Source organism: Citrobacter sp. Res13-Sevr-PEB04-36 (assembly GCF_015672735.1).
GTDB lineage: Bacteria > Pseudomonadota > Gammaproteobacteria > Enterobacterales > Enterobacteriaceae > Citrobacter.
On sequence record NZ_JADABY010000029.1, the window covers coordinates 114,005 to 135,490 of the forward strand.

Annotated in this window: 19 protein-coding genes; 6 read left to right on the top strand and 13 right to left on the bottom strand. The window is 51.6% G+C overall.

Annotated features, from left to right (window positions below; all coding sequences use genetic code 11):
• Window positions 1–47: 47 nt before the first annotated feature.
• The gene (gene nagB / locus IMQ48_RS08495; RefSeq protein WP_003022803.1) at window positions 48–848 is read right to left on the bottom strand and encodes a glucosamine-6-phosphate deaminase; all 801 of its coding nucleotides are present in this window, start codon (window positions 846–848) and stop codon (window positions 48–50) included.
• A 343-nt stretch (window positions 849–1,191) separates the two neighbouring features.
• On the opposite strand from nagB, the gene nagE reads away from it, so the two are divergent.
• From nagE to chiQ, 4 genes are all read left to right on the top strand, one after another.
• The gene (gene nagE / locus IMQ48_RS08500; RefSeq protein ID WP_196208673.1) at window positions 1,192–3,138 is read left to right on the top strand and encodes a PTS N-acetyl glucosamine transporter subunit IIABC; all 1,947 of its coding nucleotides are present in this window, start codon (window positions 1,192–1,194) and stop codon (window positions 3,136–3,138) included.
• Between the two features lie 212 nt (window positions 3,139–3,350).
• Entirely contained in the window at window positions 3,351–5,018 is a 1,668-nt protein-coding gene (gene glnS / locus IMQ48_RS08505; RefSeq protein ID WP_196208674.1) for a glutamine--tRNA ligase, read from the top strand.
• 435 nt (window positions 5,019–5,453) lie between these two features.
• A complete protein-coding gene (gene chiP, locus IMQ48_RS08510) occupies window positions 5,454–6,860 on the top strand; it encodes a chitoporin (RefSeq protein WP_196208675.1) in 1,407 nt (468 codons plus the stop codon).
• Window positions 6,861–6,909: 49 nt separating this feature from the next.
• On the top strand, window positions 6,910–7,242 hold the full coding sequence (gene chiQ / locus IMQ48_RS08515; protein ID WP_196208676.1) for a ChiQ/YbfN family lipoprotein: 333 nt from the start codon (window positions 6,910–6,912) through the stop codon (window positions 7,240–7,242).
• Between the two features lie 51 nt (window positions 7,243–7,293).
• Here the strand turns inward: chiQ and IMQ48_RS08520 are convergent, their stop codons facing one another.
• The 9 genes from IMQ48_RS08520 to ybfF form a co-directional block, all read right to left on the bottom strand.
• Window positions 7,294–8,589, bottom strand: coding sequence for an MFS transporter (locus tag IMQ48_RS08520; protein ID WP_196208677.1), 1,296 nt, complete (start codon window positions 8,587–8,589; stop codon window positions 7,294–7,296).
• Between the two features lie 53 nt (window positions 8,590–8,642).
• Window positions 8,643–9,782 carry a tricarballylate utilization 4Fe-4S protein TcuB gene (tcuB, locus tag IMQ48_RS08525; RefSeq protein WP_196208678.1) on the bottom strand — a complete coding sequence of 380 codons (1,140 nt, stop codon included), beginning with the start codon at window positions 9,780–9,782 and terminating at the stop codon, window positions 8,643–8,645.
• Window positions 9,769–11,172 carry an FAD-dependent tricarballylate dehydrogenase TcuA gene (gene tcuA / locus IMQ48_RS08530; RefSeq protein ID WP_196208679.1) on the bottom strand — a complete coding sequence of 468 codons (1,404 nt, stop codon included), beginning with the start codon at window positions 11,170–11,172 and terminating at the stop codon, window positions 9,769–9,771. The genes tcuB and tcuA overlap by 14 nt, the downstream gene beginning before the upstream one ends.
• 97 nt (window positions 11,173–11,269) lie before the next feature.
• Complete coding sequence (tcuR, locus tag IMQ48_RS08535; protein WP_196208680.1) at window positions 11,270–12,196, bottom strand: tricarballylate utilization LysR family transcriptional regulator TcuR; 927 nt, start codon at window positions 12,194–12,196, stop codon at window positions 11,270–11,272.
• Window positions 12,197–12,324: 128 nt separating this feature from the next.
• Complete coding sequence (fur, locus tag IMQ48_RS08540; protein ID WP_196208681.1) at window positions 12,325–12,771, bottom strand: ferric iron uptake transcriptional regulator; 447 nt, start codon at window positions 12,769–12,771, stop codon at window positions 12,325–12,327.
• A complete protein-coding gene (locus IMQ48_RS08545; protein WP_196208735.1) occupies window positions 12,764–12,850 on the bottom strand; it encodes a ryhB-regulated fur leader peptide in 87 nt (28 codons plus the stop codon). Before IMQ48_RS08545 ends, fur begins: the two co-directional genes overlap by 8 nt.
• 210 nt (window positions 12,851–13,060) lie before the next feature.
• Window positions 13,061–13,591, bottom strand: a complete 531-nt coding sequence (fldA, locus tag IMQ48_RS08550) for a flavodoxin FldA (RefSeq protein ID WP_167456047.1) — start codon at window positions 13,589–13,591, stop codon at window positions 13,061–13,063.
• Between the two features lie 155 nt (window positions 13,592–13,746).
• Window positions 13,747–14,034 (bottom strand): LexA regulated protein, encoded by a 288-nt coding sequence (gene ybfE / locus IMQ48_RS08555; RefSeq protein WP_196208682.1) that lies wholly within the window; start codon window positions 14,032–14,034, stop codon window positions 13,747–13,749.
• A 128-nt stretch (window positions 14,035–14,162) separates the two neighbouring features.
• The gene (gene ybfF / locus IMQ48_RS08560) at window positions 14,163–14,936 is read right to left on the bottom strand and encodes an esterase (RefSeq protein WP_196208683.1); all 774 of its coding nucleotides are present in this window, start codon (window positions 14,934–14,936) and stop codon (window positions 14,163–14,165) included.
• 195 nt (window positions 14,937–15,131) lie between these two features.
• On the opposite strand from ybfF, the gene seqA reads away from it, so the two are divergent.
• Window positions 15,132–15,674, top strand: coding sequence for a replication initiation negative regulator SeqA (gene seqA / locus IMQ48_RS08565; protein WP_096757864.1), 543 nt, complete (start codon window positions 15,132–15,134; stop codon window positions 15,672–15,674).
• A 24-nt stretch (window positions 15,675–15,698) separates the two neighbouring features.
• Window positions 15,699–17,339, top strand: a complete 1,641-nt coding sequence (pgm, locus tag IMQ48_RS08570) for a phosphoglucomutase (alpha-D-glucose-1,6-bisphosphate-dependent) (protein ID WP_196208684.1) — start codon at window positions 15,699–15,701, stop codon at window positions 17,337–17,339.
• Between the two features lie 43 nt (window positions 17,340–17,382).
• Here the strand turns inward: pgm and IMQ48_RS08575 are convergent, their stop codons facing one another.
• The 3 genes from IMQ48_RS08575 to speF form a co-directional block, all read right to left on the bottom strand.
• Window positions 17,383–17,859 carry a pyridoxamine 5'-phosphate oxidase family protein gene (locus tag IMQ48_RS08575; protein WP_196208685.1) on the bottom strand — a complete coding sequence of 159 codons (477 nt, stop codon included), beginning with the start codon at window positions 17,857–17,859 and terminating at the stop codon, window positions 17,383–17,385.
• A 66-nt stretch (window positions 17,860–17,925) separates the two neighbouring features.
• Complete coding sequence (gene potE, locus IMQ48_RS08580; protein ID WP_196208686.1) at window positions 17,926–19,245, bottom strand: putrescine-ornithine antiporter; 1,320 nt, start codon at window positions 19,243–19,245, stop codon at window positions 17,926–17,928.
• Entirely contained in the window at window positions 19,242–21,440 is a 2,199-nt protein-coding gene (gene speF / locus IMQ48_RS08585; RefSeq protein WP_196208687.1) for an ornithine decarboxylase SpeF, read from the bottom strand. The genes potE and speF overlap by 4 nt, the downstream gene beginning before the upstream one ends.
• Window positions 21,441–21,486 lie beyond the last annotated feature (46 nt).

Below are 21,486 nucleotides of genomic sequence, written 5' to 3' on the forward strand. Positions count from 1 at the left end.
TCAAAAAAATGCCGCCCTGCAACGCTTTCGGCAGGGCGGAAACATCATTACAGACCTTTAATATTTTCTGCTTCTAACTCGTTAAAGTATTTCAGCGTCTTCACTTTCAGTTCCATCGTGGAAGGCTCATCACAAACCACAACGGCTTTTGGATGCAACTGCAGGCAGCTGATGGTCCACATATGGTTGACATTACCTTCAACGGCTGCCTGCAGGGCCTGCGCCTTCTGGTGGCCCAGCACCAGAATCATGACTTCTTCGGCATCCAGCAGCGTGCCCACGCCAACGGTCAGCGCATATTTCGGTACCTGGCTTACGTCGCCGTCAAAGAAGCGAGAGTTCGCAACGCGAGTGTCGTGGGTCAGCGTTTTGATACGCGTACGAGAGGCTAAAGAAGAAGCCGGTTCGTTAAATGCGATATGCCCGTCGTTGCCTACGCCACCCATGAACAGGTGGATTTTACCGTAAGAACGGATTTTTTCTTCATACTGACGGCATTCTGCATCGATATCTGGCGCATTACCATTGAGGAGGTTGATGTTTTCTGCTGGAATATCAACATGATCAAAGAAGTTGCGATGCATGAAGCTGTGGTAACTTTCAGGATGTTCCTTTGGCAGGCCAACATACTCGTCCATATTAAATGTGACAACATGTTTGAAGCTAACCTGGCCTGCTTTGTGCATTTCGACTAATGCTTTATAGGCTGTCAGCGGGGTGCCGCCGGTCGGCAGGCCCAGAACGAACGGACGATCTGCCGTTGGTTTGAATGCATTGATACGGTTAACGATATGGCGAGCAGCCCATTTGCCGACTTGCTCAGCGGTATTCAGGGGGATCAATCTCATTCTTCACCTCAGTAGTAAATGTAAGCAGTTGGCGGATTGAATCGCTGTGCAGCATTAAGCGTAACCAGGTTTGCATCGGTAAGGATCAATCCGTTTCGATTTTTTTAATGATAAAATAAGTTTTCGTAGTTAGCCAGTAGAAGGGAGGGTTAATAACGATATTTGGTGACTTTAATCACAAAAAACACGCTTTTAATTTGCGATACGAATTAAATTTCCACACACTCTGAATGTAGATGAATGGTTAATATTGTTGGTCCAGAATATCTTGCTGTCAGAATTGGTCGCACAATAAAAATATGGCTTCAAAGGAGCCTAATCGGGGTCTCGTAGGGGGAATAAAATGAATATTTTAGGTTTTTTCCAGCGACTGGGTAGAGCGTTACAGCTTCCCATCGCTGTGCTGCCTGTCGCGGCACTGTTGCTGCGATTTGGCCAACCAGATTTGCTTAACGTACCCTTCATCGCGCAAGCGGGTGGGGCCATTTTTGATAACCTCGCGTTAATATTTGCTATCGGTGTGGCATCCAGCTGGTCTAAAGACAGCGCGGGTGCGGCAGCATTGGCAGGTGCGGTCGGTTATTTCATCTTGACCAAAGCGATGATTACCATTAACCCGGCAATCAACATGGGTGTTCTGGCAGGTATCATCACCGGTCTGGTCGGCGGTGCCGCGTATAACCGCTGGTCTGGCATCAAACTGCCTGACTTCCTGAGCTTCTTTGGTGGTAAACGCTTTGTACCAATCGCTACCGGCTTCTTCTGTCTGGTGCTGGCTGCTATCTTCGGCTACGTGTGGCCGCCGGTGCAAAACGCTATCCATGCAGGTGGTGAGTGGATCGTAGGCGCTGGTGCGCTGGGTTCCGGTATTTTTGGTTTCATCAACCGTCTGCTGATCCCAACCGGTCTGCACCAGGTTCTGAACACCATTGCCTGGTTCCAGATTGGTGAATTCACCAACGCGGCAGGTACGGTCTTCCACGGTGATATCAACCGCTTCTATGCGGGTGACGGCACTGCAGGTATGTTCATGTCCGGCTTCTTCCCAATCATGATGTTTGGTCTGCCGGGTGCGGCGCTGGCGATGTACTTCGCCGCTCCGAAAGCACGTCGTCCGATGGTTGGCGGTATGCTGCTGTCTGTGGCAATCACCGCGTTCCTGACAGGTGTTACCGAGCCGCTGGAATTCCTGTTCATGTTCCTGGCGCCATTGCTGTATCTCCTGCACGCACTGTTAACGGGTATCAGCCTGTTCGTTGCAACGTTGCTGGGGATCCACGCGGGCTTCTCCTTCTCCGCAGGTGCTATCGACTACGTGTTGATGTACAACTTGCCGGCTGCAAGTCAGAACGTCTGGATGCTGGTAGCGATGGGCCTGGTGTTCTTCGTCATCTACTTTGTGTTGTTCAGCGCGGTTATTCGTATGTTTAACCTGAAAACGCCGGGCCGCGAAGATAAAGACGACGAAATTATTACTGACGAAGCCAACAGCAACACCGAAGAAGGTTTAGCACAACTGGCCACCAGCTACATTGCTGCGGTTGGCGGTACGGATAACCTGAAAGCGATTGACGCCTGTATCACTCGTTTGCGTCTGACCGTTGCCGATTCAGCGAAAGTGAACGATGCGATGTGCAAGCGTCTGGGTGCTTCCGGTGTGGTTAAGCTGAACAAGCAAACTATCCAGGTCATCGTGGGTGCGAAAGCAGAATCCATCGGCGACGAAATGAAGAAAGTGGTTGCACGTGGTCCGGTTGCAGCAGCGTCTGGTGAAAGTGCGCCTGCAGCAGCCCCGGTTGCAAAACCGCAGGCCGTGGCGAATTCTGTCACTGTTGAAGCGCTGGTTTCTCCGATTACCGGTGATGTGGTTGCACTGGAGCAGGTGCCTGATGAAGCCTTCGCCAGCAAAGCCGTCGGTGATGGCGTGGCGGTGAAACCAACGGATAAAACCGTGGTTTCTCCAGCAGCGGGCACCATCGTGAAAATCTTCAACACCAACCATGCGTTCTGTCTGGAAACCACGAAAGGCGCGGAGATCGTGGTCCACATGGGTATCGATACCGTGGCGCTGGAAGGTAAAGGCTTCAAACGTCTGGTCGAAGAGGGGGCGGAAGTGGTTGCAGGTCAGCCAATCCTGGAAATGGATCTGGACTTCCTCAACGCTAACGCGCGCTCGATGATTAGCCCGGTTGTTTGCAGCAACAGCGATGATTTTGGCGGCTTGGTTATCAAGGCTGACGGTCACGTGGTTGCCGGTCAAACACCACTGTACGAGATTAAAAGTAAGTAATCGCTCATAGGCCGGAGAAGGCGTAAGCGCAGCCATCCGGCAACATGAAATGCGTCACCTGCGGCGGGGAGCAATCTCCGCCGCTTTTTTTTGCAGCAAATGCCCTCATAATGACTGTCTGATACGTATTTTGCGTAACTAAAGGTTGTCAGTCAGTCCTGCTTATAAGATCATACGCCGTTATACGTTGTTTACGCTTTGAGGAATCCACGATGAGTGAGGCTGAAGCCCGCCCGAGTAACTTTATTCGTCAGATCATCGATGAAGATCTGGCCAGTGGTAAGCACACCACTATCCATACCCGTTTCCCGCCGGAGCCAAATGGCTATCTGCATATTGGCCACGCGAAATCCATTTGTCTGAACTTTGGTATTGCGCAAGATTACCAGGGCCAGTGCAACCTGCGTTTTGATGATACGAACCCGGTCAAAGAAGATATCGAGTACGTTGAATCCATCAAAAATGACGTTGAATGGTTAGGTTTCCACTGGACTGGCGACATTCGCTACTCGTCGGATTACTTCGATCAACTTCATGCCTATGCGGTAGAGCTCATCAACAAAGGTCTGGCGTACGTCGACGAACTGTCTGCTGACGAGATCCGCGAATACCGCGGCACCTTGACGCAGCCAGGCAAAAACAGCCCTTACCGCGATCGTAGCGTTGAAGAGAATCTCGCGCTGTTCGAAAAAATGCGTGCCGGTGGTTTTGAAGAAGGCAAAGCCTGCTTGCGTGCGAAGATCGACATGGCCTCGCCGTTTATTGTTATGCGCGACCCGGTGCTGTACCGCATTAAGTTCGCTGACCACCACCAGACTGGCAATAAGTGGTGCATCTACCCGATGTACGACTTCACCCACTGTATCAGCGATGCGCTGGAAGGCATCACGCATTCGCTGTGTACGCTGGAGTTCCAGGACAACCGTCGTCTGTACGACTGGGTGCTGGACAACATCACTATTCCTGTTCACCCGCGCCAGTACGAATTCTCGCGCCTGAATCTGGAATACACCGTGATGTCCAAGCGTAAGCTGAACCTGCTGGTGACCGACAAGCACGTTGAAGGCTGGGATGACCCGCGTATGCCGACTATCTCCGGCCTGCGTCGTCGTGGTTACACTGCTGCCGCTATCCGTGAGTTCTGCAAACGCATTGGCGTGACCAAGCAGGATAACACCATTGAGATTGCCTCCCTGGAATCCTGTATTCGCGAAGATCTGAACGAAAATGCGCCGCGCGCGATGGCAGTCATCGATCCGGTGAAACTGGTTATCGAAAACTACCCGCAGGGTGAAAGCGAACTGGTCACTATGCCGAACCATCCGAACAAACCGGAAATGGGCAGCCGTGAAGTGCCGTTCAGCGGTGAAATTTGGATCGATCGCGCCGATTTCCGTGAAGAAGCCAACAAACAGTACAAGCGTCTGGTGATGGGCAAAGAAGTCCGTCTGCGTAATGCTTATGTGATCAAAGCTGAGCGTGTAGAGAAAGATGCAGAAGGCAATATCACCACCATTTTCTGTACCTACGATGCCGACACTCTGAGCAAAGATCCGGCTGATGGACGTAAAGTCAAAGGCGTTATTCATTGGGTTAGCGCGGCACATGCGCTGCCAATTGAAATTCGTCTGTACGATCGTCTGTTTAGCGTACCGAACCCTGGTGCTGCGGACGACTTCCTGTCCGTCATTAATCCGGATTCACTGGTTATCAAGCAAGGTTACGGTGAGCCTTCGCTGCAGTCCGCAGTAGCGGGTAAAGCCTATCAGTTTGAGCGTGAAGGGTACTTCTGCCTCGATAGTCGCTATGCAACGGCGGACAAGCTGGTGTTTAACCGCACCGTTGGTCTGCGTGATACGTGGGCTAAAGCGGGCGAGTAAGCCGCATTGCATCTTTTCAAACGCCGCGTTCAGCGGCGTTTTTTTGTCTTTATATCCCGCATTACAGGCTCTGTTTGCAGAGCGAATTAATTACTATTTAGCCTGATGTTTAGAATAAATTAATTTTCCATCAAAACCTTATGTTTTAGGTGAACGATGGACTGTAACCGTTTTCATCCATATGGAAAACAAGCAATTATTTCATTGTTGCAACGTTTTTTATCTGCGAGTGAAAATGTAACAGAAAGCAATCAAATATGTGCGGTTGCTCATGTTCTTACATACTGGTTACAAAAAGAGATTGATAATTCGCGTCGCGAAAAATAGTCTATTCATTGTAGTCAATGAGGTTTTCTCAACGCTAATTTTTTACTTTTTTGTTTTTCGCTGTTTGCCTTTGGTAACAGCATTTTATATGTCAAAGAGGATTAACATATGCGTACGTTTAGTGGCAAACGTAGTACGCTGGCGCTGGCTATCGCCGGTATCACAGCAATGTCAGGTTTAGTTGTCGTTCCCCAAGCCCAGGCTGAAGGTTTCTTTGATGATTCCACTCTAACAGGCGGCATCTATTACTGGCAGCGTGAGCGTGACCGTAAAGATGTCACTGACGGCGACAAATACAAAACCAACCTTTCTCACGCCACCTGGAACGCCAACCTTGATTTCCAGTCTGGCTATGTAGCCGATATGTTCGGTCTTGATGTGGCTGCCTTTACCGCGATAGAAATGGCGGAGAATGGCGACAGCGGACATCCAAACGAAATTGCATTTTCGAAGAAAAATAAAGGCTATGATGAAGATTACTCCGGCGATAAGAGCGGGATTAGCCTTTATAAAGCGGCGGCGAAATTCAAATATGGCCCAACCTGGGCACGCGCCGGTTATATTCAACCTACCGGGCAGACTTTGCTGGCTCCGCACTGGAGTTTTATGCCAGGTACCTATCAGGGTGCTGAAGCCGGTGCCAACTTTGACTATGGAGATGCCGGTGCGCTGAGTTTCTCCTACATGTGGGCCAACGAATATAAAGCACCGTGGCACACCGAAGTTGATAAATTCTATCAGGCCGATAAAAAGACCAGCGTTGATTACCTCCACTCGATCGGCGCGAAATATGACTTTAAAAATAACCTGCTGCTGGAAGCGGCATTTGGCCAGTCCGAAGGTTATGTTGATCAATACTTCGCGAAAGCCAGCTACAAATTTGATTTAGGCGGCAACCCGTTTACCACCAGCTATCAGTTCTACGGTACACGCGACAAGGTTGATGACCGTACCGTCAACGATATTTATGACGGTACAGCCTGGCTGCAGGCGCTGACTTTTGGCTATAAAGTAGCGGAAGTGGTTGATCTGCGTCTGGAAGGTACCTGGGTTAAAGCGGACGGGCAGCAGGGCTACTTCCTGCAGCGTATGACTCCAACCTATGCTTCTTCAAACGGCCGTCTGGACGTGTGGTGGGATAACCGTTCTGACTTCAACGCCAACGGCGAAAAGGCGGTTTTCTTCGGCGCAATGTATGACCTGAAGAACTGGAATCTGCCGGGTTGGGCTGTGGGTGCTTCTTACGTTTACGCATGGGATGCCAAGCCAGCGACCTGGCAGGCTAACCCGGATGCGTACTACGACAAAAATCGTACCATCGAAGAGTCGTCTTACAGCCTGGATGCGGTCTATACCCTGCAGGATGGTCGCGCGAAAGGCACCATGTTTAAACTGCACTTCACTGAATACGACAACCATTCAAACATCCCGAGCTGGGGCGGTGGTTACGGCAACATCTTCCAGGATGAGCGTGATGTGAAGTTTATTGTGATTGCACCATTCACCATCTTCTAATGCCAACTGCGGCGGGCCTGGTGCCTGCCGCAACGTTGAGGACTGTTCTATGAAAAAACTGATACTCATCGCCGTTATGGCATCTGGGTTGGTGGCTTGTGCACAATCTCCGGCACCAAAAGAAGACAGCCGTTTGAAAGAAGCCTACAGCGCCTGTATTAACACCGCGCAGGGATCGCCAGAGAAAATCGAGGCCTGCCAAAGTGTGTTAAACGTGCTGAAGAAAGAAAAGCAGCACCAGCAGTTTGCCAATGAAGAAAGTGTTCGCGTACTGGATTATCAGCAGTGTATCCAGGCGACGCGTACAGGCAACGATCAGGCCGTTAACGCTGATTGTGATAAGGTCTGGCAGGAAATTCGTAGCAAGAATACCGCGCAGTAAAGCGGAAAACGAAAAAGATAACGGGCGGAGAATTCTCCGCCCGTTTACATTTCAGAGCTTATGTTCCACCGGTTGATAATGGCGACTCAGGCGGACAAACAGCATAGCCGTGGCGGCGAGTCCGCACAGTGCCGCGCACATCAGCCACCATCCAGGTGAGCTTTTATCTCCGGTTAGCTGGACCAGTGCCGTGGATATGACCGGCGTCAGCCCTCCAAAAATCGCCGTAGCAAGACTGAAGGCCAGTGAAAAAACCACCGTACGGACATAGACAGGCATCACCTCGGTGAGTGCCGCGACCATTGCCCCGTTGTACATGCCAAAAAAGAACGAGAACCAAAGCAGGACCAGCGTCATGCGCGTGAAGTCTGGTGCGGCGGTGAGCCAGTGCATGGCAGGCCAGGTGGTGAGTAGTGCGAGTACGGTAATCCCCATCAATACCGGACGACGACCAATTCGGTCAGAAATCGCCCCGCCAATCGGCAACCAGATAAAGTTAGAGATACCGACCAGCATGGTAACGATTAGGCTGTCGCGAGCGCTCAGGTGGAGTACGGCCCTGCCATAGGTTGGGGTATAGACGGTAATGAAGTAGAACGTCGTGGTAGTCATTGCCACCAGCAGCGTACCCGCGGCAATGAGGCGCCAGTTTTTGATGATAGTAGTGAAAATTTCCCTGGTGTCGGGACGGTGCGTACGTTGTAAAAATTCGTCTGTTTCCTGAAGCGAACGGCGCAGGACGAAGATCAATGGAATAATCATGCAACCAATAAAGAACGGAATGCGCCAGCCCCATTCAGAGATCTCATCGTGCCCCAGCGTGGCATTCAGGCCGTAGCCGATCAGAGCTGCCACCACAATGGCGACTTGTTGGCTGGCGGACTGCCAGCTGGTGTAGAAACCTTTATTGCCAGGCGTGGCGATTTCAGAAAGATAAACTGAAACGCCTCCCAGCTCCACACCCGCAGAGAATCCCTGTAATAATCGACCGACTAACACCAGCACAGGAGCCAGCAGGCCAATACTTTGATAACCGGGTACCAGGGCAATCAGCAGGGTTCCGCAGCCCATGATCGCCAGCGTCACCATCAGTCCTTTACGACGACCAATTCTGTCGATGTAAGCACCCAGTACGATTGCGCCAATGGGCCGCATTAAGAAACCCGAACCGAAAACCGCAAAGGTTAACATTAGCCCGGCAAATTCACTCTCCGCGGGAAAGAAAGTCTTTGCGATATAGGTGGCGTAAAACCCGAACAGAAAAAAGTCGAACTGTTCGAGGAAATTACCGCTGGTAACCCGTAGTATTGCGCCGAAAGTTCCGGCGCGCGATGGTTGTTGTGTCATTGGGTTTGCTCCACTGTCTTATCATAATATTTATAGAGGTAAGAGTTTGCGGGCTAGTCGCTTGTGACCCCCGCCTGTTTGCCGCGCCGTTTCTCAATCGCCCACTTGAGTAAGGCTGCGCAGCGGTAAAATCCGTGGGCAAATTTTCCGTAAGGAATGGTCAGAAAAAGCGCCATGACTACGCCAAGATGAATGGCCAGTAAAATAGCCATCCATGAGGTGTCTCTTCCCGCCAGCAGCGCCAGACCGGTCAGACTGGTCAGCAGTAGCAGCAAAATAAAACCGCGGTCCATCGGTTTTTGCCGTGCGTCGCCATGTAGCGGTGAGCGCTTAAGATTCAGCCATAGTAAGCCAGCCGGGCCGACAACCAGACCAATGCCGCCCAACGTGCCCAGCATCACCGGAACGCTGAAGAACGGGTAGGGCGCTTCTATGCCTGCAAAGTAGTGATAGCCCGTTGCCACTACGGTGGCGGCAAAACAGAGCATAAAACCGTAGAAGGTAAAGTGGTGGAAACGGCGCCGCATCAGGGTGAAAGCATCATCCGCTTCGTTACAACCTTTGCCGTGGCCACCATCGAGATATTTCAGCGTCAGCGCATCGTGTGAGGCTTCAGCAATCTCGGCAGAACGCGGCATACCCGGAGAGATCTCTCTCCAGAAACGGATCACGCCCGCCATAAGCAAACCGATTGCCAGAATAAAGACCGAGCCAAACATCCATGCCAACAGGTTATGCGGGAAAATTTGATAGAAATCCCCGGCCAGCGGAGGATGGAATAGTGAACCTTTCAAACCTATGGCGAGGAGTAAAAACAGGATCAGACCGAATACCAGCGCCAGCGTCACGGTGACGCCTGCGCGACGATAAAGCGCGCCAAAGGCGGCGGGGTGCGCGTAGTGTTGATAGGTTTCAAGCCGTACTTCCGCCATCGCCTTCGGCACATTGATGGCAAATTCATGAGGCGGGGCATACTGACACGCGTGCAGGCAAGCGCCGCAGTTATGGCACAAGTTTGCCAGATAATTGATATCCGCTTTACCGAATTCCAGACGCTGAGTCATTGCCGGAAACACGGCGCAAAAGCCTTCACAATAGCGGCAGGCGTTACAGACCTGCATCACGCGTTCAACTTCCGCTTCCGGTTCGGTGATAATTTGCGCTTCGATGATCAAGTTCTCAAGCTGCTTCATGACGTCTCTCCTTACGTGCGGCCAGCGCGGCTTCTTTTCCGGCAATGCGACCAAAGGTGGTACCGATCGACATCCCCACACCTGCGGTGTAGCCCTTGCCCAGCACGTTGCCCGCCATCATCTCTCCGGCGACGAACAGGTTACGGCTTGGAAGCCCTGCAAAATGTACAGCGGCGCGTTCGTTCACTTTTAACCCAAGATAAGTGAAGGTGATCCCTGGCCGCAGGGCATAGCCGTAGTAAGGCGGTTGGTCCAGCGGTCGTGCCCAGTGCGTTTTTGCGGGTATCACATCTTTTGTGGCGCAGTTATCCAGAACGGTGTGGTCGAACTGACCGGGCTGGCAGGCGTTGTTGTACTCTGTCACGGTGTGGGTAAAACGTTCGGCATCCAGTCCTAACTGAAGGGCCAGCTCCGCTAGCGTATTGGCCTGCGCGCCGGGAAAGACCGGAGGCATGAAGTGGCCGATAGCTTTACTGTCGATAATGGAGTAGCCAATCTGTCCAGGCTGTTGAGCGACCAGGCGCCCCCAGATGGCGTAGCGTTTGGGCCAGAAATCTTCGCCTTCATCATAAAAACGCTCGGCATCACGGTTTACCACGATGCCGAGTGACACACAGTCCACGCGGGTGCAAATTCCCCCGTCATATAATGGCGCTCTGGCATCAATGGCCACGCAGTGTGACTGAGAGGGATCGCCGATAATGTCTGCTCCGGCATCCATCATAAATTTGAGCAATACGCCTTGGTTAAAGCGCGTGCCGCGGATCAGAAAGTTATCCGCAGGCCACTCGCCGCGGTCGTTTTCTCCCCACGCTTCTCGCAGCCATTCGCGGTTCGACTCAAACCCGCCAGCGGCAAGGACGCAAGACTTAGCTGCGATGCGCTCTTCGCCTGCCAGCGCCGCCACGAACTCGCCATTATGCAGTTCAAGCGCCTGAACGGGGGTGTTATAGCGGATCTGCACTCCCAGCTTTTCTGCGCTGCGATAATAGGCATTCACAAGGGCTTTTCCGCCGCCCATAAAAAAGGCGTTGGTTCGCGCCACGTGCAAAGCGCCGGAGAGAGGAGGCTGAAAGTTAACGCCGTGCTGGCGCATCCAGTCGCGGCATTGTGAAGAGGTTCGGATCACCAGACGCGCCAGCGCTTCGTTGGTATTTCCCTCAGTGACGCGCCACAGATCTTGCCAGAATTCTTCTTCAGGATAGCTTTCTACCAGCACATCCTGCGGCGCATCATGCATACAACGTAAATTACGGGTGTGTTGGGAGTTTCCCCCGCGCCATTCCCGGGGCGCCGCTTCGAGCAGGAGTACCGAAGCTCCTTGCTCCCGGGCGGTAAGGGCAGCGCATAAGGCAGCATTGCCACCGCCAATCACCAGAACATCAACCATCGTATACTCCATTACCATTTAACCAATTGTTAAATTTGTAATTAAAATGTATACGTACGGCTTGTGCGGGCGCTATGACGTAGCGCTAAAGAGGACTTTAGTTATTGTAAAGGATGGCACCTGGCCAGCTTCCTGCTTCTACCAGTTGATGCATCACTTTCGTCAGCACCACGCGGGCAGCGAGGCCCGCCGGGGTGAGCTCATCGTCAGAGAGGCTGACCAGAAAGTTGGGGCGGCTAAGTATCGGATTATGGACGCCGATCACTCTTAGGGTTTCTTTATCTAGATGGGAGATCGCCGCACCAGGCTGAAGAGTGGCGCCGATCCCGCTGCGAACGGCGCGCATCAATAGCGCCAGACCATCAATTTCGGTGGCGATCTCAATGTTCAGCGCGTGTTCCTGACTAATTGCCTCCAGCCTGCCGCGCAGACCGTGGCCAGGGCTTGGCATTATCAATGGAATACTCGCCAGTTGGGCTGGCGCAATATTTTCATCGACAATATCAGCCAGTAGGGTATGGGTCCCAATCAAAAACAGCCGTTCTTCAAGAATCGGTCTGGCGCTCCAGCGCAGGATCTTTTCTTTTTGAAACACGACAGCCAGATCAATCTGGCGGGTATTAATCATCCTTTCCAGGTTGCCAGAGAGGCTTTCCACCACATGCAGGCGAACATCAGCATAGCTTTCCCGCATGGCATTAATAAAAGGCATGCCGAGAACGGAAGCTGTACTGGGGGCCATGCCGACGCTAACATGCCCGGAAAGCCGGGCCTCGCGTGCGGCGAGGATCGCATCGTCTGCATGACGGAGTGCCAGCTGCGCCTGGGAGTAAAAAGCCAGTCCGGCGCTGGTGGGCGTCACGCCGCGCGAAGTGCGTTGCAGCAGGCGAATAGCGAGTTCGTTTTCCAGACGCGTCATTTGCTGACTGAGCGCCGAAACACCGATATTGAGATCGAGCGCCGCGCTACCCATGCTGCCGGTTTCTACAATACGAACAAAATAGCGTAGCTGGCGAAGTTCCATTTCAACTCTCCGGAAGGGCAATTAATTTTTACATTAAAGCAACATTGACGTAGAAGGAAGAGGGGGCAGGTCAAATTCGGGCCATAAAAAAAGCCAACCTTTAGGTTGGCTTTTCAGAACTCAGGAGATTACTTGCTGTCGTGAGCATGCTCATCTTCGCGGCAATCGCCTTCAGCGCAGTGACCGTAAAGATAGAGGCTATGGTTGGTTAAACGAATACCATGCTTAGTCGCAATCTCACGCTGGCGCGCTTCGATAGATTCATCGCTGAATTCAACCACTTTGCCGCAGTCGAGGCAAATCAGGTGATCGTGATGATGTTGCTGGGTCAGTTCGAAGACGGACTTGCCCCCTTCGAAATTATGGCGGGTCACGATACCGGCATCATCAAACTGGTTCAGCACGCGATACACGGTCGCCAGACCAATTTCTTCACCCATATCGATCAGGCGTTTGTATAAGTCTTCCGCACTGACGTGATGGTTATCCGGTTCCTGAAGAACTTCCAGAATTTTTAAACGAGGAAGCGTTACTTTCAGGCCAGCCTTCTTTAATGCGGTATTGTTGTCAGTCATGCGGAATCTGTCCTGTAGCTAAACGGTTCACTTCATTAAAAGAAGTGCCAGAAATTGCACTTGAGATAATGCGTATCATTATAGAACTGCCACGCCTAAATGAAAACTGCAAGTCTCTGGCATATATTGTTAATCAAAACGTGGTATCGCCAACAAAGACACTGTGCAATACCCGATTGGCATCCAGCCATTGTACAGGGTCAGGCGAAAAAGTTAAAAATTTGTAGCAATTATTTTGATTGGTTTTAACTATTGATGCGGCGCAGATGATGATCTGCGCCGCACGAAATCAGGCGTTAATGATTTCGTCGAGATGCAGTTCTGCGGAAATCTGCTTAACCCATTTTTCTACGCGTTCAGCTGTCAGTTCAGGCTGACGATCTTCGTCGATAGCCAGGCCAACAAAGTGATCGTCGTCAGCCAAACCTTTGGACGCTTCAAAATGATAGCCCGCCGTAGGCCAGTGGCCGACGATGGTTGCGCCGCGTGGTTCGATGATGTCGCGAATTGTGCCTAATGCATCACAGAAATATTCTGCGTAATCTTCCTGGTCGCCACAGCCAAATAGAGCAACAAGTTTGCCATTAAAATCAATGTCTTCGAGGGTCGGGAAAAAGTCGTCCCAGTCACACTGCGCTTCACCGTAGTACCAGGTTGGGATGCCGAGCAGCAGAATGTCATACCCTTCCAGGTCTTCTTTGCTGCTTTTTGCAATGTCATGGACATCGGCTACGTCTTTACCAAGCTGTTTTTGAATCATTTTTGCGATGTTTTCGGTATTACCGGTGTCGCTGCCGAAAAAGATGCCAGTGATTGCCATGAGTAAAATAACCTCTTGAAACTTATTGAAATGGTGGTGGCGCATTGCCCACGGATAACGGCAATCATAGCAGAACAGTCAGGCATGCGGAAACAGCAAACACGCAGGACTGCACTCTGTGCTACACGATTTATGATTTAGAGCAGGAATTCAGACTATGCCTGACCACGCAATGTGGCGAGTTGGGTCATCAGCATTTCTTCAATGAGCTCACTGCGACTCATATTACGCGCGTCCGCCAGTTCATTCAGTGCGTCAACGGCGTCGGCGTTCAGTTTCAGTTCGACACGCTTAAGCCCACGAACTTTATCGCGTTTAAGCTGATTACGTTTATTAATACGTAACTGTTCATCTCGCGAAAGCGGATTGGTTTTGGGTCGTCCCGGGCGACGCTCCTGCGCGAACAGATCTAATGTCGTACGGTCCGTTTGTTCTTTGGCCATGATCTTGGTGACTTCGGGGAAACAATCAGCCAGGCGTCTGCCCGGATGGATAGCGCGCCATCATACATCAGCAGGGGAGGCGCGCCAACGCCCATGCACGTAATCGCGCGCGGACGCTGAGTTTTTAATCAGTTAGCCTGTTCTGCCAGATAACGACGGATGGCGCGCAGCACCGCTTCCGGTTTTTCTGCATGCACCCAATGGCCCGCGCCGGCAATGACGTGTGCCCGCGCCTGTGGGAATTGCGCCAGTAGTTGATCGCGATATGCTTCGCTCACGTACGGTGAGTTGCCCCCAGGGATGAACAGCGTTGGGTGGTTCCATGCCGGGATGGTTTCCCAGCCGACAATATGCGGGTACTGCTCCCACAACACTGGGACGTTAAAGCGCCACTCACCGTCCACGAAGGATTTCAGCAGAAACTGGATCACGCCTTCTTCATTAAGGAATTGGCGCATCACGCCTGCCGCCTGCTGGCGTGAAGCGGCTTGCGCATCCGTCACTGCATTGATCGCCGCAAATATCTCATCGTGACGGCGGACATGATAGTCCACCGGGGCGATATCGATAGCCACCAGCCGATCAATGCGTTCTGGTGCCAGAGCGGTTAGCGCCATGACGGCCTTGCCCCCCATTGAATGACCAATAAAGGTGGCTTTCTCTATGTGTTGGGCATCCAGCGTATCCAGCAGATCTTGCGCCATCGCCGGGTAGTTCATCTCCGGAGAACGGGGCGAGAGGCCATGATTTCGCATATCCACCTGGATGATATTGTGATCGACAACCAGAGAGCGGGCCAGTATGCCCAGATTGTCCAGGCTGCCAAACAGGCCGTGCACCAGGACGATGGGAGAATTATTGTGCAGGTTTTGTGCAGATTGCGCTCGGATATTCAATTTCATGGCAAAGTTCTTTTTTTCACGCTAGCGGGTTAGGGTATCATGTTGACCATTCTGCCACACGGCTGCAACAACTACGGTTACTCCGAGTTTTTCCGGCCATCGGGCTTGACGCTATCCGCTGTTGGGATTTGCCTTTACACTACGCGTGTACAGTCCCAACAACTTGTATTCAGCTAAACACCGCACTGGATTAAGATGAAAACGATTGAAGTTGATGATGAACTCTATAGCTATATTGCCAGCCACACCAAGCATATCGGCGAGAGCGCATCCGACATTTTACGGCGTATGTTGAAGTTTTCCGCCGCATCACAACCTGCCACGCCGGTAGTGAAAGACGTCCGCGCTGTGCAACCTGTCGTGGAAGCCAAGCCGGTCAACCCTGTAAAAGATAAAGTACGCGCCATGCGTGAACTGCTGCTTTCCGATGAATATGCGGAACAGAAAAAAGCAGTGAATCGCTTTATGCTGGTGCTGTCTACACTCTATTCACTGGATCAACACGCATTTGCCGAGGCAACAGAATCGTTGCACGGTCGTACGCGCGTCTATTTTGCAGCGGATGAACAGACGCTGTTGAAAAATGGTAATCAAACCAAGCCGAAACACGTGCCAGGCACACCGTATTGGGTGATCACCAACACAAATACCGGCCGTAAATGCAGCATGGTTGAACACATCATGCAGTCAATGCAATTCCCTGCGGAATTGATTGAAAAGGTTTGCGGAACAATTTAATCCTTGCATTAGAAGGACCAGGCAATGGCAATCCACAAACGTGCAGGTCAACCTGCACAACAGAGTGATTTGATTAACGTCGCCCAACTGACGGCACAGTACTATGTACTGAAACCAGAGGCAGGGAATGCAGAGCACGCCGTTAAGTTCGGTACGTCCGGGCATCGCGGCAGTGCAGGTCGTCACAGTTTTAACGAACCGCATATTCTGGCTATCGCTCAGGCAATTGCTGAAGAACGTGCGAAAAACGGAATTACTGGCCCTTGTTACGTGGGCAAGGATACCCATGCACTGTCTGAACCGGCATTTATCTCTGTACTGGAAGTGCTGGCGGCAAACGGTGTTGATGTCATCGTGCAGGAAAATAATGGCTATACGCCAACGCCAGCTGTGTCTAACGCCATCCTGGTCCACAACAAAAAAGGCGGCCCGCTGGCTGACGGTATTGTAATAACGCCGTCCCATAACCCGCCGGAAGATGGCGGGATTAAATACAACCCGCCAAACGGTGGTCCGGCAGATACTAACGTCACTAAAGTGGTGGAAGACAGGGCCAATGCACTGCTGGCCGATGGCCTTAACGGTGTAAAACGTATTTCACTGGATGCGGCGCTGGCGTCGGGTCACGTGAAAGAACAGGATCTGGTACAGCCGTTCGTAGAAGGACTGGCAGACATCGTCGATATGGCGGCGATCCAGAAAGCGGGCCTGACGCTAGGTGTCGATCCGCTGGGTGGCTCCGGTATCGAATACTGGAAGCGTATTGCTGAGCACTACAAACTGAATCTGACCATCGTTAACGATCAGGTTGATCAGACTTTCCGCTTCATGCATCTCGACAAAGATGGCGCCATCCGTATGGACTGCTCCTCCGAGTGTGCAATGGCGGGTCTGTTGGCGCTGCGTGATAAGTTCGATCTGGCGTTTGCCAACGATCCGGACTACGACCGTCACGGCATTGTCACCCCGGCTGGGTTGATGAACCCGAACCACTATCTGGCGGTGGCGATCAACTACCTGTTCCAGCATCGTCCGCAGTGGGGCAAAGACGTTGCCGTCGGTAAAACGCTGGTCTCCTCTGCGATGATTGACCGCGTGGTGAATGACCTGGGTCGCAAGCTGGTGGAAGTGCCGGTTGGCTTTAAATGGTTTGTTGACGGTCTGTTTGACGGCAGCTTTGGCTTTGGTGGTGAAGAGAGCGCGGGCGCGTCATTCCTGCGTTTCGACGGTACGCCGTGGTCGACCGACAAAGACGGGATCATCATGTGCTTGCTGGCGGCGGAAATTACTGCGGTTACCGGTAAGAACCCGCAGGAACACTATAATGAACTGGCCGCGCGCTTTGGTGCGCCAAGCTACAACCGTTTACAGGCTTCCGCGACGTCTGCACAGAAAGCGGCGCTGTCTAAACTGTCTCCGGAAATGGTTAGTGCCAGCACGCTTGCCGGTGATCCGATCACCGCACGTCTGACGGCCGCACCGGGTAACGGTGCCTCCATTGGTGGTCTGAAGGTGATGACCGACAACGGCTGGTTTGCCGCACGTCCGTCCGGCACCGAAGACGCCTACAAAATTTACTGTGAAAGCTTCCTCGGCGCTGAGCATCGCCAGCAGATTGAGAAAGAAGCAGTAGAGATTGTCAGCGAAGTGCTGAAAAACGCGTAAACCGTAGGCAGGATAAGCATCTTATCCTGCCTGAATTCTGAGATTATGTTACCGCGTGTCGACGACAGGTCAGCGTCTGGCAGTCGATGCGCACTACACAGACCGCCTTGATCATATCGTCACGATAGCTGAACGATCTTCCCGGTGCAGCCTGGCGCATAATCACGTCCAGACCGTGCTCCATTTCTTTTCGATCCTGCACAATCGTCGCTTCTCCGCTGGCAATAATACTGGTGTAAGCGTAGCTGTAATCGCAGGCATTTTCTGCTTCAATTAGCCTATGATCGCCATCGAGCTCAACGCTTATTGCCGAGTTCTTACGTAGCAGACGCATCTTCTTCCCGGTGCGTGCGCCATGGAACCAGATTGTCCAGCGATCACCCATATATTCGTAACCAAAATTGACTGGCACGATGTAGGGATGGCTCTCATTATTGAGTGCTATCCGACAAATCTGGTGAGTTTTGATAATGGTGAGGATGTCATCAGGGTTGCTGATTATCCGTTCTGGGTTGCCCATGATTTTCAACTTACAAGTCAGTATGAAGAGAAAACGGACCGCAGATTGCAGCGGTCCGTGGTGCGCTTAACTGTGTTTATTTTTCAATTCGAAGCGTGGTGATACGAGGCCATATAACGTCCAACCCAGGAAGGTTACAATGGAGCCATACAACATAGCTTCTTCACGAGATGAGTAAAGTGCATAGAAGCTGTACAGGGCGCCAATGAACGCCACGACATTAGCAGACTTCGCTTTTACCGGGCTGACATTCGCCATTTTCTGAATAATAACCAGTGCGGCCATCGATAAAATGTACGGGATAATGTTCGTTACCACCGCCAGGTTAACCAGCACGTTGAACTGACTGTTCAGTGACGGGCTAATGGTCATCAGCGAGAGTCCGCTCTGGATGATTACGATCACCAGCATCCCCTGTACCGGAGCATCCACTTTGGTCACGCGGGAGAACACTTTTGGAAAGTAACCTTCATCTGCAGAAGATTTGAATACCTGAGCAATGGTGAACTGCCAGCCCAGTAGCGAACCACAGCAGGACATTACCATCAGTGCCATGATCACTTTCCCCACTTCTGGAGTGAACATCTGAGCAAAGGCCAAACCGAACGGTGCAGTTGAGTTAGCCAAATCCATATTCGGTACAATTCCGGCAATGACGTTAGTGGAGATAATGTAAATTACCGCTGCACCCAGCGTACCGCCCAGTACGGCGATCGGTACGTTACGTTCAGGATTTTCCACGACTTCGGCATTGGCACAAGCCGATTCCAGACCGAGGAATGCCCATAGCGTCATGGCAATAGAAGAGCCAACTGCGCCAAAGAATGGTACGTGATGCGGGTTCCAGGAGCTGGCGTAAAGGGTCGGACTAAACCAGAACCAGCCGATGATGCACAGACCGACAACCGGGATAATAACCCCCCAGACAGTCACACTACTGATCTGCCCGGTAATACGCGCACCGCCAAAGTTAGCTACGGTGCATATCCACAATACACCAATTGTCGCGAGCCCAATTTGCAGAGGCGTCAGCATCGCGCCGAACAGTTCGGTACCGTAACCGACGGCTGAAATGGCGATGGCTACGTTGGCAATCAGCAGCGAAACGCCATAGGTATAGTTCGCCATAAAATTACCGGATTTACCGAAAGCATATTCGGCATAGCCACCCATACCTCCTGATTTACGGCTGAACATACCGCACTTAGCAAACGCCCATGCCAGCGCCATCGACCCTACAGCGGTAACCAGCCATGAGATTATGGAAATAGTTCCGACTTCTGCCAGTTTTGTGGGCAGCATAATAATCCCCGAGCCCATCATGTTGACTATTGTCAGAATGGTGAGTTGGACAACGCCCATTTTGTTGGATTTAGCTTTGCTCATAATTGTTCCCCTTTCAGCAGGGCGCTTTGTGCTTCGCGTTGCTTAACGACGTAACACCATACCTGTTTGCGACCATCTTGCTCTTCGATATAGACGCCTTGTAACTCAGGCGCAAAACCAGGTAATAGATTGATTCCTTCTTCCAGTGCGCTGAAGTAGTGCAGCACCGCCCCGCCCCAGACTTCCCCCGGAACGACACACAACACTCCTGGTGGGTAAGGAAGCGCACCTTCAGCCGCAATGCGGCCTTCAGCTTCTGGTAGACGAACCAGTTCGACTTCACCACGCAGGTAGGCGTAGTTAGCATCCTGAGGAGTCATACTGACTCGTGGGAAATGTGATTTACGGAACATCTCTTTCTGCAGTTGTTTAACATTATGCCGGGAGTACAGGTTGTGCATTTCCTGACATAGCTGGCGCAGGGTATAACCGGCGTAACGCACTTCGTACTGCTTGTAAATCGACGGGAGAACTTCGGCTAGCGGAGCATCAGATTCCAGCAGTTTTTCAAACCGTACCAGTAGGGCGACAAGCTGTTGTAGCTTGGCCATGTCTTCGGCTGGCGTCAGCAGGAAAAGTATGGAGTTAAGATCGCATTTCTCTGGCACCACGCCGTTTTCACGCAGGAAGTTGGCGAGAATAGTGGCAGGGACGCCGAAGGTATCGTATTCGCCATTACGCCCGTTGATGCCTGGTGTGGTGAGCAACAGCTTGCACGGATCAACGAAGTACTGATGCTCAGCATAGCCTTCAAATGCATGCCAGTGCTCACCAGGTACAAAGTGAAAGAAGCGTAGATCGTTTGAAATCTCAGACGTTGCATAAGACTGCCATGGTTTGCCATCAACCATTTCCGGAATAAATGGGCGAATATGCTGGCAGTTATCAAGAATCAGTTTGCGTGTATCAATCCCGTTAACCACACAGTCCATCCACATATTGCGGCCGCTGACGCCTTCGTGCATTTTTGCGTTGATATCCAGGGCTGCAAACAGCGGATAAAATGGGCTGGTGGAGGCGTGCATCATGAACGCGTTATTCATACGCTTATGTGGCACGTAGCGAGACTGTCCCTTGATATGACTGTCTTTTTTGTGGATTTGAGACGTCTGGGAGAAGCCGGCCTGCTGTTTGTGAACGGACTGGGTGACCAGAATACCTGGGGAATTTTCGTTCAAATCCAACAACAGTGGAGAGCAATCAGCCATCATCGGAATAAACTGCTCATAGCCCACCCATGCCGAATCAAACAAGATGTAGTCACACAGATGACCAATTTTATCCACCACTTGGCGTGCGTTATAGATGGTACCGTCGTAGGTACCCAACTGAATGACTGCCAGGCGGAACGGACGGGTATCTTTCGCCCGTTGTGGGGCAACGTCACTCACCAGTTCACGCAGGTAATCTTCTTCAAAACAGTGGGCGTCGATCCCTCCGATAAACCCGTACGGGTTACGGGCAGTTTCCAGATAAACGGGCGTTGCGCCAGCCTGAAGTAATGCACCGTGGTGGTTAGATTTGTGGTTGTTACGGTCAAATAACACCAGATCGCCGGGCGTTAGCAATGCGTTAAGTACGACTTTGTTGGAGGAGGAGGTGCCGTTTAGCACAAAGTAGGTCTTGTCGGCGTTAAACACTTTTGCCGCATGCTTTTGAGCGATACAGGGGGCACCTTCGTGGATCAGTAGATCGCCCATTGCGACATCGGCGTTGCACAAGTCGGAGCGAAAAAGTGTTTCGCCGAAGTACTCAACAAACTGATTACCGGCAGGGTGACGACGGAAGAATTCACCACCCTGGTGTCCTGGGCAGTCAAACGCGCTGTTACCCTGGCTCACGTAGTCGACTAGTGCGCGGAAGAAAGGGGGGCGGAGTTGTGTTTCGTAATGGCTGGCAGCCGTTTCTAACTGACGACCATAGAAGGCGGTACGGGCTTCATGATGTTCGAATACGCCCGAGATCCGTGGCAGATACTCTGCCGGAACGCGTTCTTCATTTTCAGTCGCGATAAAAACGGGAATACCGTAGCCCGTGGCGTCAATTTCATCGAGTTTTCCACGTTCAATATCATTGACAGATAACACGACTGCTGCAACGTCAATAAAATTACTTTCATTAATACTCACAATATTACGTTGAGTGGAAAAACTATCAGGGCATGTACGACTAACGGCAATATTTAATTCAGACATTTTCATCTCTTTATTTCAGGTAATAGCAGGTCCTCAATTTCTCGAA